Here is a 16,282-nt window from a genome sequence, read left to right on the forward strand (position 1 = left end):
TGGATTTTCAGCACGCCTTTGCGCGGCGTCTGGGCGGTGCGGTGCTGGACGGGCGCGATATCGGCACGGTGATCTGCCCGCAGGCGGATGTGAAGCTGTATGTCACCGCATCCGATGAGACCCGCGCCACAAGGCGGCACAAGGAATTGACCGAGGCCGGGCAGAAGATTTCGCCGGAGCAGGTTCTGGCCGATCTGCGCGAACGCGACGCCCGCGACAGCGCGCGCGCAACCGCGCCGCTGAAACCGGCCGAGGATGCGGTGTTGCTGGACACCACCGCGATGACGATCGCAGATGCGGTGAAAATCGCGGTGGGCCATGTCGAGACCAGGCTGGCCGGATGAAACGGCGGGCCGGACCTGTCCCGATGTGACGGGCCGGTTCGCCAAATAGCGGGAGCATCCTGCTGGAAAATGAGGATATTTTGACCCCGGTAAAGATCTCATACTATTCGGATGTGCTGTGTATCTGGGCCTATGTGGCCGAACGCAGGCTGGAAAAACTGGTGCAGGATTTTGGCCAGAAGATCCAGATCGAAGCCCGGTTCTGTTCGGTGTTTCCCGATGCCTGGGGCAAGATCGAAACCAATTGGGGGGCGCGTGGCGGCTTTGCCGGGTTCAACCGGCATCTCAATGAGGTGGCGGCAAGGTTTCCCCATATCGAGGTGGATGGCGACCTGTGGCAAAAGGTGCGGCCGCGCACATCGGCCAGTGGCCATCTGTTTTTGAAAGCGGTCGAGATCGAGGCCCGCGAACAGGATGGCGAAACCGATGACACTCCCTATTTCGACCGCCGGATGGTGCGGGCGGCGGCGGCGTTGCGGCGGGCGTTTTTTGTGTCCGCGCGGGACATATCGGACTGGCAGTGCTTTGGCGAACTTGCCGAGGAACTGGGGCTGGATTACGGGCGGATCGAGGCCCGGATACAATCGTCCGAGGCGGTGGCGGCGCTGGCGGCTGATTATGATCTGGCGCAGAAGCTGGGGGTAATCGGCAGCCCGACATTTCTGATGAATGAGGGGCGACAGAAGCTGTTTGGCAATGTCGGTTACCGCTTGCTGGAGGCGAATGTGAACGAATTGCTGCATGATGCGTCGGGCGATGAGGCAAGCTGGTGCTGAGCGGCCATTCGGGCCCCCGGTCCGGCCGCCTTCGATCAATCGCAGGCAGACCCCCGGGGGGCTTGCCTTGCTGGCCCATCGCCAGTATATACCGCGCGTCTACAAGGCGGATATGCCATAAAACAAAGAGACGAGCAGGGTCGGGACATTTCCGGCCCTCTTTGTTTTGCCGGACCGTCAAGACCAACCCGTTCCGCATCAATTGCGGGCACCAACCAAGACCGGCGGAGACAACCGCGCGGCCAGATAAAACGTTTGAAAAAGGAACCTGAGACCACATGGCTCAAAACACATCCATGGAGGAATTCGAAGCCCTCCTCAATGAAAGCTTCGAAATTGACACGCCCAAAGAGGGCTCGGTTGTCAAAGGCAAGGTTCTGGCGATCGAAGCCGGACAAGCCATCATCGATGTCGGCTACAAGATGGAAGGCCGCGTTGATCTGAAAGAATTCGCAAATCCCGGCGAAGCCCCTGAAATCGAAGTCGGCGATGAGGTCGAGATCTTCCTGCGCTCGGTCGAAAACGCCCGCGGCGAGGCTGTCATCAGCCATGAAATGGCCCGCCGTGAGGCCGCCTGGGATCGTCTGGAAAAAGCCTATGCCGACGAAGAACGCGTCGAAGGCGCGATCTTTGGCCGTGTCAAGGGTGGCTTCACCGTTGATCTGGGCGGCGCGGTTGCGTTCCTGCCCGGCTCTCAGGTCGATGTGCGCCCGGTGCGCGACGCCGGCCCCTTGATGAACCTCAAGCAGCCGTTCCAGATTCTGAAAATGGATCGTCGCCGTGGCAATATCGTCGTGTCGCGTCGTGCCATCCTGGAAGAATCGCGTGCCGAACAGCGCGCCGAAGTGATCGGCAAACTGACCGAGGGCGATGTGGTCGAGGGTGTCGTCAAGAACATCACCGAATATGGCGCGTTCGTTGATCTGGGCGGTGTTGACGGCTTGCTGCACGTCACCGACATGGCCTGGCGCCGTGTGAACGACCCCAAGGATGTGCTGTCGATTGGCGAAACCGTCAAGGTGCAGGTCATCAAGGTCAACAAGGAAACCCACCGTATCAGCCTGGGCATGAAACAGTTGCAGGAAGATCCGTGGACCCTGGTCGAAGGCAAGTATCCGCTGGAAAGCACCCATACCGGTCGCGTCACCAATATCACCGATTACGGTGCCTTTGTTGAGCTGGAACCGGGTGTCGAAGGTCTGGTTCACGTCTCTGAAATGTCCTGGACCAAGAAAAACGTGCATCCCGGCAAGATCGTATCCACCAGCCAGGAAGTCGAAATCATGGTGCTGGAGATCGACACCGCCAAACGCCGGGTCTCGCTTGGTCTCAAGCAGACCATGCGCAACCCCTGGGAAATCTTCCAGGAGCAATTCCCGGTCGGCACGCAGGTCGAGGGCGAAGTCAAGAACATCACCGAGTTCGGTCTGTTCGTGGGGCTCGAGAACGACATCGACGGCATGGTCCATCTCAGCGATCTGACCTGGGAAGGTCGCGGCGAAGATGTGATCGGCAACTACCGCAAGGGCGATATCGTGCAGGCCGTGGTGTCCGAGGTCGATACCGACAAGGAACGGATTTCACTGTCGATCAAGGCGGTCGAGGGCGATCCCTTTGCCGAGGCCATTGACGGCATCAAGCGCGGCTCGATCATCACCGTTACCGTCACCTCGATCGAGGATGGCGGCATCGAGGTCGAGCATGAGGGCATGAAATCCTTCATCCGCCGCTCGGATCTGTCGCGCGACCGCTCTGAGCAGCGCCCCGAGCGTTTTCAGGTCGGCGACAAGCTGGATGTGCGCGTCACCAATGTGGACAGCCGCTCGCGGCGTCTGGGTCTGTCGATCAAGGCACGTGAGATTGCAGAAGAAAAAGAGGCCGTCAAACAGTATGGCTCCTCCGATTCCGGGGCATCGCTTGGCGATATCCTTGGGGCCGCGCTCAAGGGCGACGACGAGTAATCCATCGCCTGCGCGAAAGAATCGGGGCTCCGCGGCAACGCGGGGCCCTTTTCCATTCCGGGTTCCATTCCGGGGCCGAATCACACCTGCGCGCAGCCGCGGATGACCCGGGGGCAGGCCCTGAAAACCGCTGGACAATCGGCAACAAGATGCCGGATCACGCGCATTGACCGCAGATTTCCCCGCTTTTCCAACGGCTTTCCGTTTCCCTGCCGCCGCTTTCTGCCTATAGTCGGCGGACAGAGACAAGAATCCGCGACCGGGGGGTTTGGATGATACGTTCGGAACTGATCCAGAAACTTGCTGATGAAAATCCGCATCTCTATCAACGCGATGTCGAGCGGATCGTCAGCGCCATCTTCGAGGAAATCATCGAGGCTCTGGCGCAGGGCAACAGGGTGGAACTGCGCGGTTTCGGCGCGTTTTCCGTCAAGAAAAGGGATGCAAGGATCGGACGCAACCCGCGCACCGGCGAAAGCGTCAATGTCGAAGAGAAACACGTTCCCTTCTTCAAGGCCGGAAAGCTGCTGCGCGACAGGCTGAACGGTTTGGAGGGGTCCTGACAAGTGCGCTACATCAAATACCTGTTTCTGGCCGCCATCGCCCTGGTTCTGGTTCTGCTTGCGCTGGCCAATCGTGCCCCGGTGACCCTGACCGTTCTGCCGACCGGCCTGGCCGAATGGGTCAACTGGAACTTCACCATCACGCTGCCGATGTTCATCGTCCTGCTGGGCGGTATCGTGGCGGGCCTGCTGATCGGCTTTGTCTGGGAATGGTTTCGGGAACATCGCCAACGCGCCGAGGCCAAGGCGCAGCGCAAGGAACGGGACCGCCTGGCGCGCGAGGTTGACGCCCTGCGTGGCCAGGCCCGCCAGGAACAGGATGATGTTCTGGCCCTGCTTGAGTAGCGGCCGGGCGCGCGTTAAGGCGGGGTCATGACCATCGCAATAAAATTCTGCGGCCTTAGCCGAGTGGATGACATCATCGCTGCGGCAGGGGCCGATGCGCGCTATGTCGGGTTCGTGCATTTCGAAAAATCGCCGCGCCATGTCTCTATTGCTGAAATGGCGGCGCTGGCGGTTTGCGTGCCTGCCGGCCTGGCCAAGGTGGCGCTGACGGTGAATGCCGATGATGCGGCTCTGGATGCGATGCTGGCGATTGTGCCGCTGGATATGTTGCAACTGCATGGCAGCGAATCCCCCGCCCGCGTGGCCGAGGTCAAGGCGCGCTATGGCCTGCCGGTGATGAAGGCGGTGGGCATTGCCGATGCCCGCGATCTTGCCGCGATTGATGCCTACGCGCCGGTGGCCGATCAGTTGTTGATCGACGCCAAGCCGCCCAGGGGCGCGGATCTGCCGGGCGGCAACGGGCTGGCCTTTGACTGGCGCTTGCTGGCGGGGCGCAAATACTGGACCCGACCCTGGATGCTGGCCGGTGGCCTCACGCCCGCCAATGTGGCCGAGGCGGTGCGGCTGACCGGTGCCCGCCAGGTCGATGTCAGTTCCGGCGTCGAAACCGCGCCGGGGGTAAAGGATGCGGGCCTGATCCGGTCCTTTGCCGACGCCCTGCGGTGAAACGCGCCACGCTTTAAGCATATCTTTACCTTGCCGCGTGATGGTTTCGGGCATGGCAGCATTACCCGAATATCTGACTGCGGAGCTTTGGCTGGATCAGGTTTTCTCCTCGAACGAGGCGCGTCGCGGCGGCGTGGTCAAGCGTCAGATCCGGGATGTCGAGCGTCTGGTCGGGCGCGCCGCATTTGCCAGGGCGGTGGAACGCAAAGGGTTTCAGGCGGTTGAAAACGGGCGTCATTTCGTGATCTTCTGCAATGGGCACCCGATCCGACGGCTGCGCTGAAAGGGCCTTCGAAGGCCCTTGCCCAAGCCGCTTCAAAGCGGCTTTCCACGCGGTTTCGAAACCGCGTTGCCAAAGGCGCGTCAAAGCGCCTTTGCCTTGTCCTTCACACCCGGCTCGCTTAGGAACGGGCGAACGATCCTGTGTGGGGAACCCAAGCAATGGCCGAAGACCTGATCAACTCATTCATGACCGGCCCCGACGAGGCCGGCCGATTCGGCGATTTTGGCGGGCGGTTTGTCAGCGAAACCCTGATGCCGCTGATCCTCGAGCTGGAAAAACAATACGAATACGCCAAGACCGATGACAGTTTCTGGGCCGAAATGAACGATCTCTGGACCCATTATGTCGGCCGCCCGTCGCCGCTTTACCTCGCGGATCGGCTGACAGCCCATCTGGGCGGTGCCAAGGTCTACATGAAGCGCGACGAGCTCAATCACACCGGTGCCCACAAGATCAACAATGTTCTCGGTCAGATCATCCTGGCCCGCCGCATGGGCAAGACCCGCATCATCGCCGAGACCGGTGCCGGCCAGCACGGCGTCGCCACCGCCACTGTCTGCGCCAAGTTCGGCCTGAAATGCGTGGTCTATATGGGCGCGCATGATGTTGAACGACAGGCCCCCAATGTCTTTCGCATGAAACTGCTCGGGGCCGAGGTGATACCCGTCACCTCCGGGCGCGGCACGCTGAAGGATGCGATGAATGACGCGCTGCGCGACTGGGTCACCAATGTGGGCGATACGTTTTATTGCATCGGCACCGTCGCGGGCCCGCATCCCTACCCGGCCATGGTGCGCGATTTCCAGACCATCATCGGCAAGGAAGCCAAGGCGCAGATGCAGGAGCGCGAGGGCCGCCTGCCCGACACGCTGATCGCCGCCATCGGTGGCGGCTCGAACGCCATGGGCCTGTTCTTTCCCTTCCTCGACGACAAATCGGTCGACATCATCGGGGTCGAGGCCGGCGGCAAGGGCGTCGATGACAAGATGGAACATTGCGCCAGCCTGACCGGCGGGCGCCCCGGCGTGTTGCATGGCAACCGCACCTATCTGTTGCAGGATGATGACGGCCAGATCCTCGAAGGCTACTCGATCTCGGCGGGGCTGGATTACCCCGGTATCGGTCCGGAACATTCCTGGCTGCATGAGATCGGCCGCGCCAGATATGTCTCGGTCACCGATGTGGAGGCGCTGGCCGCCTTTCAGCTTTGTTGCGAGCTGGAAGGCATCATCCAGGCGCTGGAGCCGAGCCACGCGCTGGCCCATGTCATCAAGCTGGCCCCGACGCTGCCCGCCGATCACATCATCTGCATGAACATGTGCGGACGCGGCGACAAGGATATCTTCACCGTCGCCCGCGTGCTCGGTTTCGAGATGGGTGGCCATTAGGTCAGGACCCATCGCTGCCTTTTTTCGGCCTATCGCGCGTCGCGCCTGATCGGATGCGAGCATTCATCACCCGGACCGAGGCATCGTTCGCGCAATCGAATGCGTTCGGGTCGGCCGGTGAATTCGATTTGGCGCGACGCGCTCTAAACCTCAGTTTATGGGCCTCAGCGCAGGTTTATGCGAGGGGGATTAAACCTCGCGTCAATGGCCCCAGCCCGGCACATGGCTGATTTGGGTCAACAGGCGGCAAGGCTCAGTCAGACCGAGTCGCCCTGAAAATTGACCCAAAGGAGAACGACATGAAACTGAAACCGATTGCCGCATTGACCGTAGGTGCCGCCCTGATCGCCACCGCCGGCCTGGCACAGAGCCAGAACCCCGTCATCAATGCCATCGTGGCGGAGCTTGAAGCCTCGGGTTACACCTATATCGAGGTTGATGCCTCGCGCACCAGAATCGAAGTCGAGGCCCGGGGTGCCATGGGTCAGATCGAACGCTACTACACTCCTGATGGCGTCTTGCTGCGCGAGGAAATCGAGGGGAACGGCGTGGAGATCGAACGTGTCTATGACGCGGATGGCAACGTCACCAGTGAAACAATCGACGATGACAGCAGCAGCTCCGACGATGACAGCTCTGACAGCAGCACCGACGATGACAGCTCCGACAGCAGCACCGACGATGACAGCTCCGACAGCAGCTACGACGATGACAGCTCCGACAGCAGCTCCGACAGCAGCTCCGACGATGACGACGACGAAGATGACGACGACGACGAAGATGACGACGACGACGAAGACGACGACGATGACGAAGATGACGACGACGACGACGATGACGACGACGACGACTGATCCGTCCCGATATGGCAATTGCTCCGCCAGAAATGGCGGAGCATCCCCCCTTCCCACATGGTTTGCGGCAGACCCGAGCCGCTCTTGCCAAAACGCGCTGTCAGACCGCATATCGAGGCCAATTTTTCGATGCTAATCAAACGCAAACTGATCTAGAGTGACATCATGCGCACCCTGACCCTCATTTTCTGTCTTGCCTTTGCGACGCCCGCCTTTGCGGATGGCGTGTCGGCGGCACGGCTTTGGATCGCCCAGTTGCAGGCCACGGGCTATTCCGAAATCGAGCAAGGTCGCACCTGGCTTGGCCGTATTCGTATCACCGCCGAACGCGGTGAAATCGAGCGCGAGATCATCCTCGACCGGACCACCGGCGAGGTTCTGCGCGATATTTCCCGCTCAGAGGACGGCGACGTTCACTCCCCGTATGAAGATGACGACGAGGATGAAGGCGACGAAGAAGAAGATGGCGACGGTGAGGGCGATGATGATGATGAAGACGATGAAGCCGACGACGACGACGATGATGACGATGACGACGATGATGGTGATGATGACGACGATGGTGATGATGACGATGATTGAGCGTAGAATGACGGCAGTGCAATGACCTGGGCGTTGCGGCTTCTGGTGATATTTCAGGCCGGTTTCACGGCTGTTTTTTTGTGGGATCTGGGGGCCAGCATACTTGGCCTGCGCAGCACACCCCTGTCGTGGCAAATGCGCGAGGTGATCGAGGTCGGGGCGGCCCTTGGTCTGCTGGCGGGTCTGATTGTGGGCACGCTGGTGCTGCGCAATGCCCGCGCCCGGCAAATTCTGGCCGAAGATAATCTGCGCGCCGCATCGGGTGAATTCATGGCCGTTGTCCATGATCGTTTTGCCGATTGGGCGCTGACGCCCGCCGAACGCGACGTGGCGCTTTTTGCGCTCAAAGGGCTCAGCCTCGCCGAAATCGCCGATCTGCGCGACACGTCCGAGGGCACGGTAAAGGCCCAGACCAACGCAATCTACCGCAAGGCAGGCGTCACCGGCCGGCCGCAATTGTTGAGCCTGTTCATCGACGATCTGCTGGCGACCGAACCCGATCAGACCTCCGCTCAACTCCGCATCGAAAAAGAAGATGCATTGCTGCAGATCGAACGCAAGGCTCCGTAATCGGCGCGTCGGCCCCGTGCCACCACGCCACCGGCACCCTATCGCGCGGCCATGCGCGGGCTATGGTGCCGCAGGCACCTGCGAAAGTCCGGGCCGGGATCAATCCGCCAGCCACCTGATCCAGCGGCCATGAAAATCAACCCGCGCCAACAGGGTTTCCTGACCCGAGGGCCAATACCGAACTGTCAGCGCCGCGCCATCCTCTGTCTCATCCGCCTCCATCGCCAAATGCGCCAGCGGGGCATCAATCGTCGCTCTGGCCCCTGCCGCCGCCAACGCTGCGCGGCACCGATCTGCTGTCTCCGGCGGGAAATACTGCCAGGCGATGGTATGGTAGACCATATGCAGAGTGCCGGGCCGAACTGGCGCCAGTCGTGCCTCAAGCCAGCCCGCCGCATCGCCCCGGTCGGGCCGGGTCCGGGCGATGGCGATGGCCGCCTGCGTCAGCGCCGCACGCTGTGGCTGGTCGGGCCAGAGATAGGCCAGCAGCCGCAAGGCCTGATCAGGGTCGGACGGGTCCAGCGGATTGAGGTCAACCCCGGCGCGATCAACGACATCAATCGGCCCCGCGCCGGGCCGCGGGCCCTCCCATTGCGGGGTCAGGGTCACCGGGCTGCCCGGACTTCCGATCCCGGCTGCCAGATAATAGGCGTCGAAATGCAGGTTCAGCCCGGCGCTGGCCCCCAGTTCCGACAGGACCAGCGGCAGGCCCGATTTACGCTGCACCCACGCCGCCCCGGCCAGCAAGGCCGCCGCCCGACGCACTTCATTGGTCTGCGGCGGTTGGTCCAGCCAAGCCAATATCTGCGCCGAATGGGCGTCGATGGCCGCAGCCACCGCCTGTTCCAGCACCTCATCCGAAACCACATGCGGCGGATAGGCCGCCATCAGCCCGGCATCGGCGCGCCTCAGCACCAGCGCGTGCAACGCGCCCGCCAACCGCAAAGGCCCATCGCCGTCGGATCCCCCGGCCAGCTCATCAGCCGCGCCGAAACCGGGCCGCTTCCGCCCTCGATGATGCGCCAGAAAAGCGGCAGCGCCCGGGCCATGAAAGGCGATCCGAGTGCAGCGCAGGCGCGCGCCTGGCGGGCAAAAGCCGCCGCCATCGAATGGATCACCGGAACCGGTCCATCAGCCGTTGCATCGCGCTGCGTTCCTCGGGTGGCGGTGCCGGCTCGGCAGGTTTGGCCGGTTTTGCCGGTTTGCTGGCAGAGGATCGCTGCGGCGTGGTGCGCAACGCCACCGCATTGGTGAACTTGCCCCCATCGCCCGCCGCCAGATCACCGGCCCCGTCCGAAATACCGGCCAGCAGATCCTCCAGCCAGCCCTGTTCGGCCTTGGCGAAATCCGACAGCACATAGGCCGAAACCCGGTCCTTGTGGCCGGGATGGCCGATGCCCACCCGCACCCGCATGTAATCCTCGCCGATATGGGCATGCAGCGACCGCAACCCGTTATGCCCGGCATGGCCGCCGCCGGTCTTGACGCGCAGCTTGCCGGGGGCCAGATCCAGCTCATCGTGAAACACGGTCACATCGCCCGGTTCCAGCTTGAAAAACCGCATCGCCTCGCCCACCGATTGGCCCGACAGGTTCATGAAGGTCTCGGGCTTCAGCAGCGCCACTTTCTCGGATCCGAACCGCCCCTCGCTCAGGCTGCCCTGAAACTTGGCGCGCCAGGGCGAAAACCCGTGATCGGCCGCGATCCGGTCCACCGCCATATAGCCGATATTATGCCGGTTACGCGCATATTTGGCCCCCGGATTTCCCAGACCCACCCATAATTTCATGCCGTCTCCGCCCGCGCTTGCCAAAAAAATGCCATGCGCGTTCTATAGGCGGGCGGAAGCGATCTTTCAATCAATCCGACAGGGCATCCCCATGACCACAGTCACCCTTCACGGCATCACGCTGGAGATCCCGCAGGCGGTGCAAACCCCCGGCCTGATGGGTCGCCTGACCCGCGGCACCTATGAGGAGGACGAGGCCCACGCCGCCAGAAAACGGATCCAGCCCGGCTTTCGGGTGTTGGAACTTGGGGCCGGGCTTGGCTTTGTCTCCAATATCTGCGCCGCGCAGGCAGGCCCCGAAAATGTGATCAGCGTCGAGGCCAACCCCGCCATGATCCCGGTCATTCGGGCAAATCTGGACCGTAACGGCCATCAAAAGGCGCAGCTCATTCATGGGGCGGTAACCGGCGGTGATGGCGGCGGCGACATCACCTTTCAGGCCAATGCGGCCTTTCTCGGCGGCTCGCTGGCGCGCCCTGATGCGGAACCCGCCGAACGGGTCGATGTGCCCCGGATCGGCATCCGCAGGCTGATCGCGCGCCACAGCCCGCAGGTCGTGCTGATGGATGTGGAAGGGGCCGAGGCCGAGCTGTTCGACGCGCCCTGGAACCCGCAGCTTCGCTTCCTGATCGTCGAACTGCACCCGCCGCGCTACGCCACATCCGTGATCAAGCGGATCGTCGATTGCATGTCGCAGACCGGGCTGACCTATGACCCGCTCACCTCGCGCGGGCGCATCCTGGGCTTTCGAAAGCTGTGGGCAGGGCAGGCGGGCTGACGGGCGCAAGGGCACCATTGATCCTGCTCAGACCGCGTAATGACCTGCCCGGCTGACAATGATATCACGCAGAGATGGCAGAACCGCCGCAGGAGGCATGGGCATGCAATATCATCTGGAAGGCTTCCGCGCCGGGGATCCGTCGATTGCCGCTGCCAATGCGCGCATGGCGCGTGATGGTGTCGATGTGCTCATCATCGGGTGCGGACCCGCCGGTCTGACGCTGGCAACCCAGCTCGCCATTCTCGGGGACATCTCGGTGCGCATCGTCGAGCGCAAGCCAGGCCCGCTGGAAATAGGCCAGGCGGATGGCATCGCCTGCCGCTCGCTCGAAATGTTCGAGGCGTTCGGCTTTGCCGGGCGTGTGATCGCGGAAGGCTACCAGGTCAACGAGGTGAGTTTCTGGCGCCCCGGCGCGGAGGGGGCACCACTCATGCGCGCCGATCGCATTCAGGATGTGGAAGACGATCTTTCCGAGATGCCGCATATCATCCTGAGCCAGGCGCGCATCCATGACTTCTACCTTGAAACCATGGCCCGATCGCCGATCCGCCTGACCCCTGACTATAATTGCGAACTGGTTTCGCTGACCCGCGCCGATGGCTCCGATTTTCCGATTGCGGCGGTGGTTGCCTGTCTGGACAGGGGCGGCAAGGCGGAAACCATCCGGGCCAGATATGTCGTGGGCTGCGACGGCGCGCATAGCAAAACGCGCGCTGAGATGGGGCTGGCGCTAAAGGGCCGCTCGGCACGACAGCTTTGGGGCGTGATGGATGTTCTGCCACGAACCGATTTTCCCGATATCAGGCTGAAATGCGCGATCCAATCGGCCGATCAGGGCAGTCTCCTGATCATTCCCCGCGAAGGCGGCTATATGGTCCGCCTCTATATCGAACTTGACGCATTGGCCCCCGATGAACGCGCATCCGATCGCGGCGTGACACCGGCACAGTTGATCGACAAGGCGCGCAGGATTCTGTCCCCTTTCAAGCTTGAGGTCGCGCAGGTCGCGTGGTGGTCCGCCTATGAGATTGGCCAGCGCGTCTGTGATGCCTTTGATGATGTCACCGAATCCGAAAGGGGTTCGAAAAGACCACGTGTTTTCATTGCCGGAGATGCCTGTCACACGCATAGCCCGAAGGCCGGGCAAGGCATGAATGTCTCTATGGCCGATGCCTTCAATCTCGGTTGGAAACTGGCGGCTGTCCTGCGCGGCCAGGCACCTGCCGAATTGCTCGACACCTATTCCTCCGAGCGCCGCGCCAAGGCGCAGGAACTGATTGATTTTGACCGCGACATGGCGCGCCTGTTCAGCGAAAGGCCAAAGACCCCAAAAGACGCCGCCCGGTTCCAGGCCTATTTCAGGAAACATGGCCGCTACACCGCAGGGGTCGAAACCTGCTATGCGCCTTCCCTGATAACAGGGGATGCGCGCCATCAGCGCCTGGCAACGGGGTATCGGGTGGGCAAGCGCTTCCATTCCGCGCCGGTTGTCAGGCTGGCCGATGCCAAACCAATGCAGCTTGGGCATGTCTTGAAGGCCGACGGGCGCTGGCGGATCATCGGTTTTGCGCCGTAAACGGATCCGGGTGACGCAGCCGGCCCGGTCGGTGCATTCTGTGCAGAGCTGGCGGGCCTGATCGATGCCGTGACCCCGCCGGGCGCGGATCGTGACGCGGTGATCGATATCCGCGCTGTCTTTCAGGGGTCACATCGCGACATCGATGTCGCCAAGCTGCCAGAGCTGCTGTTGCCCCGAAAAGGGTCTTTGCGCCTCTCCGATTACGAAAAGGTTTTCTGTGCCTCGCAGCGTGATGGGGATATCTTTGACATGCGCGGCATTGATCGCAATCAGGGTGCCGTCATCGTTGTGCGACCCGATCAATATGTCTGTTTGGTGACCCCGCTCACAGGCAGCGTCGAGATCAGGAATTTCTTTGCCGATGTGATGGCGTTCCAGGCCCCTGTCGCTGCACCAGATGCGCCAGGGCACCACCGAACTGAAGCTTGACCACAGGGCCGCAACCGCCGCGTCAGACGCGACAGGCTCTGGCGGACCCGGCCGGGTCAAGGGGTATTGCCAAAGAAAAAACGCGAGGCCGCCAGGCCCCGCGTTTCCAGTTCTGCACATGAAACCGGGAAGAACTTACTTTTCTGCGGCGTCTTCTTCTCCGACGACGGCCACTTCATCGGCCTCGATGGCACCATCCTCGTCCTCATCCGCATCCCCGCCACGGGCCAGACCCGACGGGGCCGAGATATTGGCAATGACGAAATCGCGATCGACGGTCACTTTGGCACCTTTGGGCAGGCTCACCGAGGAGATCGAGACATTGTCACCGATTTCCAGTTCCGACACGTCGATGGTGATGTGATCGGGAATATCGCCCGCCGTCACCTTCAGCTCCACCTCGGGGCGGATCAGCGTCAGAACGCCGCCTTTGGTCAGGCCGGGGCATTCCTCTTCGCCGACAACTTGGACCGGAATGAACAGCGCGATCTTGGTGGTGCGGCGCAGGCGGATGAAATCGACATGCGTCGGCAGGTCTTTCACCACATCACGCTGCACGGCGCGGCAGATTACGCGCACATCGTCCTGGCCCTCCATCTTCAGATTGAGAAGCGTCGACAGGAACCGACCCGCCCGCAGGCGCTTGATCAGTTCGTTAAAGGGGACTTGCAAGGCAATCGGGTCAACCCCGCCACCATAAACAACTCCGGGCACCATGCCATTGCGGCGTGCTTGACGGGCGGCCCCCTTGCCTGTCCCCGTCCGTGCCTCGACTACGAGATCAGGAATCTCTCCAGCCATAGGTATTCTCCATATGAATTATGGGCGGCCTCCAAGGGTGTCCGCCACGTGAAGCCGTGCCTATAGACGAGATGGCAGAGCTTGAAAAGGGCCAGGGTCTGCTTTGGCGTTTGCTTTGGGGGATGGCCCGTGGCAAGCGCAGGCCCATGTCGGTTCTCCGTGCTCTCAGCCTCACCCGTCGCCCCGCGCATGGCTTTGCCGTGATCGGGTTTCTGTGGGGCAGTTTCGCGGCGCAGTTGCCGGTGATCAAATCCGCCCTGGGGGTTGACGATACCCTATTCGGCATCCTGTTTCTGGGCACCGCATTCGGGCTGTTGACCACGATCTGGCTGGCGCCGCTGTTTGACCGGCTCCTGCGTCGCCGGGCCATGCCGGTTGCCGCCCTGATGGTCGCATCGGCGTTCCTTTTGCCGGGGCTGGTGACGCAGCCGGCGCTGTTCATGGGCGTGATGATGTTGCTCGGCCTGACATCGGGGCTGTTGGATGTCGTTGTCAATGCCCGCGTGTCCGAATTGGAGGCGGTCAATAACCGGTCCCTGATGAACGCCAATCACGGCGTCTTTTCACTGGCCTATGCGGCGGCGGCCATCCTGACCGGGCTGGGCCGCGAGTTTGGCCTGCCGCCGATCACCATATTCGCGGGCTTCTGGCTGCTGATCGTGGGGATGAGCACCCGCATGGCGATGGATCCGACCCCGGTGGGCGAGGCTGACCGCAAGGCGCAGGGCCGCTTTCCCTGGCGCATTGTCCTGATCTGTGGCGCCATCGTGCTGGTGGCGTTTTTCGTTGAGGCCACGGTCGAGACCTGGTCGGCGATCCATATTGAGCGCACCCTTGGCGGGCGCGCGGCCGAAGGCGCCTTTGGCCCGGCCGTTCTGGGCCTGACGATGGCGTTCGGGCGGTTTTCCGGGCAGGTGATCGCGGGCCGGTTTTCCCAAACCTTGGTGATCATCCTCGGCTCGTTGATGGCAGCGACAGGCGCGCTGATCGCGGCCGCGGCCCCCATGCCTGCCGTCGCCTATCTGGGTTTCGGCACCATGGGGCTTGGCATTTCGGTGGTCGGGCCGATGGGGCTGGCGCTGGTGGGCCAGCTTGTCCGCCCGGGCCGGCGCACCGCCGCCGTGGCCCGTGCCGCCGTGATCGGCTTCATGGGGTTCATGGCCGCGCCCGCCGTGATGGGCCTGATGTCGGGCGCGTTCGGCTTGCGCATGGCCTATGTCGCGGTGGCGGCCCTGGCGCTGATCGGGCCGGTGCTGGCATTGCTGATCCGGGCCAGCTTTCAGGCCCAACTGCCTTCGAAATCGGCGGGCACCAGCAGGTTGTGACGGCCCAGATCCGCCACGTTCCGTTCGCCACATAGCGCCATGGTGGTGTCCAGCTCCTTGTGGATCACCTCCAGCGCGGCGGTCACGCCAGCCTCGCCCATCGCCCCCAGCCCATAGACAAAGGCGCGCCCGATATAGGTGCTTCTGGCCCCCATCGCGACGGCCTTCAGCACGTCCTGACCCGACCGGATGCCGCTATCGAGATGCACCTCGACCTTGTCACCCACCGCATCCAGGATCGCGGGCAGCATCCTGATCGAGCTCAGCGCGCCATCCAATTGCCGCCCGCCATGGTTCGAGACCACAATGGCATCGGCCCCGATATCGACCGCCCGGCGCGCATCCTCGGCATCCAGAATCCCCTTCAGAATCACCGGCCCGTCCCACATCTTCCGCAATTCCCTGACCCGGTCCCAATCCAGCGCATGGTCAAATGCCTTGGCGGTCCATTCCGACAGCGAGGCGGGGTTGTCGACACCCTTGGCATGGCCCACGACATTGCCAAAGCTGCGCCGTTTGGTGCCCAACATGCCCAGACCCCAATGCAGCTTGGTCATCATGTTGGCAATCGCGGCGGGCGTCAGTTTTGGCGGGGCCGACAAGCCATTTTTGATATCCTTGTGGCGTTGCCCCATGATCTGCAGATCCACCGTGATCACCAGCGCCGAACAGGCGGCGGCCCTGGCCCGGTCAAACAGCCGCACCATGAAATCATCGTCTTTCAGGGTGTAGACCTGAAACCAGAACGGGGCGTCGGTGTTTTCGGCGACATCCTCGATGGAACAGATCGACAGCGTCGACAGCGTGTAAGGCACGCCAAATTTCGCCGCCGCGCGCGCCGCCTTGATCTCGCCATCGGCGCATTGCATGCCGGTCAGCCCGACCGGCGCCAGCGCCACCGGCATCGCCACATCCTGGCCCACCATCTGCGTCGCGGTGGAGCGATTGGTCATGTCAACGGCCACCCGCTGACGCAGGCGGATCTGCTCGAAATCAGAGGAATTCTCGCGGAATGTCTGCTCGGTCCAACTGCCCGATTCCGCGTAATCATAGAACATCCGGGGCGTGCGGCGTCGGTAGATACGCTTGAGGTCGTCGATGTTGGTAATGACAGGCATGTCGGGCGCTCCGGGCGAAATTGGTAAAATGGAATTACCAATTTACAGCGGCTGGCACAATGGCCCTGTTGTCAAAGGGGGCGTCAGAACAGGACCAGAGCCGCCAGGCCAGGGCCGACCAGCGGGCT

At 62.3% G+C, this 16,282-nt stretch carries 18 protein-coding genes and 1 pseudogene; 14 read left to right on the forward strand and 5 right to left on the reverse strand.

Going from position 1 to position 16,282, the window contains the following annotated elements:
* From ACW8PS_RS11970 to ACW8PS_RS12020, 11 genes are all read left to right on the forward strand, one after another.
* Window positions 1-344, forward strand: a 344-nt coding sequence (locus ACW8PS_RS11970; RefSeq protein WP_491527673.1) for a (d)CMP kinase, incomplete at its 5' end; no start/stop codon positions are given.
* 80 nt (window positions 345-424) lie between these two features.
* Complete coding sequence (locus ACW8PS_RS11975; protein ID WP_491527674.1) at window positions 425-1,120, forward strand: DsbA family oxidoreductase; 696 nt, start codon at window positions 425-427, stop codon at window positions 1,118-1,120.
* 278 nt (window positions 1,121-1,398) lie between these two features.
* Window positions 1,399-3,081, forward strand: a complete 1,683-nt coding sequence (gene rpsA, locus ACW8PS_RS11980) for a 30S ribosomal protein S1 (RefSeq protein ID WP_491527675.1) — start codon at window positions 1,399-1,401, stop codon at window positions 3,079-3,081.
* Window positions 3,082-3,353: 272 nt separating this feature from the next.
* Window positions 3,354-3,644 carry an integration host factor subunit beta gene (gene ihfB / locus ACW8PS_RS11985; protein ID WP_491527676.1) on the forward strand — a complete coding sequence of 97 codons (291 nt, stop codon included), beginning with the start codon at window positions 3,354-3,356 and terminating at the stop codon, window positions 3,642-3,644.
* Between the two features lie 3 nt (window positions 3,645-3,647).
* The gene (locus ACW8PS_RS11990) at window positions 3,648-3,989 is read left to right on the forward strand and encodes a lipopolysaccharide assembly protein LapA domain-containing protein (RefSeq protein ID WP_491527677.1); all 342 of its coding nucleotides are present in this window, start codon (window positions 3,648-3,650) and stop codon (window positions 3,987-3,989) included.
* A 27-nt stretch (window positions 3,990-4,016) separates the two neighbouring features.
* Window positions 4,017-4,655, forward strand: a complete 639-nt coding sequence (locus ACW8PS_RS11995) for a phosphoribosylanthranilate isomerase (RefSeq protein WP_491527678.1) — start codon at window positions 4,017-4,019, stop codon at window positions 4,653-4,655.
* Between the two features lie 52 nt (window positions 4,656-4,707).
* Entirely contained in the window at window positions 4,708-4,938 is a 231-nt protein-coding gene (locus tag ACW8PS_RS12000; RefSeq protein ID WP_491527679.1) for an N-(5'-phosphoribosyl)anthranilate isomerase, read from the forward strand.
* Between the two features lie 158 nt (window positions 4,939-5,096).
* The gene (gene trpB, locus ACW8PS_RS12005) at window positions 5,097-6,326 is read left to right on the forward strand and encodes a tryptophan synthase subunit beta (protein WP_491527680.1); all 1,230 of its coding nucleotides are present in this window, start codon (window positions 5,097-5,099) and stop codon (window positions 6,324-6,326) included.
* Between the two features lie 299 nt (window positions 6,327-6,625).
* On the forward strand, window positions 6,626-7,180 hold the full coding sequence (locus ACW8PS_RS12010) for a hypothetical protein (protein WP_491527681.1): 555 nt from the start codon (window positions 6,626-6,628) through the stop codon (window positions 7,178-7,180).
* Between the two features lie 165 nt (window positions 7,181-7,345).
* The gene (locus tag ACW8PS_RS12015; protein WP_491527682.1) at window positions 7,346-7,762 is read left to right on the forward strand and encodes a hypothetical protein; all 417 of its coding nucleotides are present in this window, start codon (window positions 7,346-7,348) and stop codon (window positions 7,760-7,762) included.
* A 21-nt stretch (window positions 7,763-7,783) separates the two neighbouring features.
* Window positions 7,784-8,332 carry a helix-turn-helix transcriptional regulator gene (locus ACW8PS_RS12020; protein WP_491527683.1) on the forward strand — a complete coding sequence of 183 codons (549 nt, stop codon included), beginning with the start codon at window positions 7,784-7,786 and terminating at the stop codon, window positions 8,330-8,332.
* A gap of 99 nt (window positions 8,333-8,431) precedes the next feature.
* Here the strand turns inward: ACW8PS_RS12020 and ACW8PS_RS12025 are convergent, their stop codons facing one another.
* From ACW8PS_RS12025 to pth, 3 genes are read right to left on the reverse strand one after another with little or no spacing between them, the layout of a single operon-like run.
* Window positions 8,432-9,271 (reverse strand): DUF2332 domain-containing protein, encoded by an 840-nt coding sequence (locus ACW8PS_RS12025; protein WP_491527684.1) that lies wholly within the window; start codon window positions 9,269-9,271, stop codon window positions 8,432-8,434.
* Window positions 9,241-9,450, reverse strand: coding sequence for a hypothetical protein (locus ACW8PS_RS12030; RefSeq protein WP_491527781.1), 210 nt, complete (start codon window positions 9,448-9,450; stop codon window positions 9,241-9,243). Before ACW8PS_RS12030 ends, ACW8PS_RS12025 begins: the two co-directional genes overlap by 31 nt.
* Window positions 9,447-10,121, reverse strand: a complete 675-nt coding sequence (pth, locus tag ACW8PS_RS12035; protein WP_491527685.1) for an aminoacyl-tRNA hydrolase — start codon at window positions 10,119-10,121, stop codon at window positions 9,447-9,449. The genes ACW8PS_RS12030 and pth overlap by 4 nt, the downstream gene beginning before the upstream one ends.
* 91 nt (window positions 10,122-10,212) lie before the next feature.
* On the opposite strand from pth, the gene ACW8PS_RS12040 reads away from it, so the two are divergent.
* Window positions 10,213-10,899, forward strand: coding sequence for an FkbM family methyltransferase (locus ACW8PS_RS12040; RefSeq protein WP_491527686.1), 687 nt, complete (start codon window positions 10,213-10,215; stop codon window positions 10,897-10,899).
* A 103-nt stretch (window positions 10,900-11,002) separates the two neighbouring features.
* Window positions 11,003-12,910: pseudogene (locus ACW8PS_RS12045) on the forward strand (FAD-dependent monooxygenase).
* Window positions 12,911-13,045: 135 nt separating this feature from the next.
* Here the strand turns inward: ACW8PS_RS12045 and ACW8PS_RS12050 are convergent.
* On the reverse strand, window positions 13,046-13,711 hold the full coding sequence (locus ACW8PS_RS12050; protein ID WP_491527687.1) for a 50S ribosomal protein L25/general stress protein Ctc: 666 nt from the start codon (window positions 13,709-13,711) through the stop codon (window positions 13,046-13,048).
* Between the two features lie 146 nt (window positions 13,712-13,857).
* Between ACW8PS_RS12050 and ACW8PS_RS12055 the strand changes: the two genes are divergently transcribed.
* Window positions 13,858-15,036, forward strand: a complete 1,179-nt coding sequence (locus tag ACW8PS_RS12055; protein WP_491527688.1) for an MFS transporter — start codon at window positions 13,858-13,860, stop codon at window positions 15,034-15,036.
* Here ACW8PS_RS12055 and ACW8PS_RS12060 read toward each other — a convergent pair.
* Entirely contained in the window at window positions 14,991-16,154 is a 1,164-nt protein-coding gene (locus ACW8PS_RS12060) for an alpha-hydroxy acid oxidase (protein WP_491527689.1), read from the reverse strand. The two genes, ACW8PS_RS12055 and ACW8PS_RS12060, sit on opposite strands and share 46 nt — an antisense overlap.
* Between the last annotated feature and the right edge of the window lie 128 nt (window positions 16,155-16,282).

The sequence above is a fragment of the Alterinioella sp. genome (genome assembly GCF_058343375.1).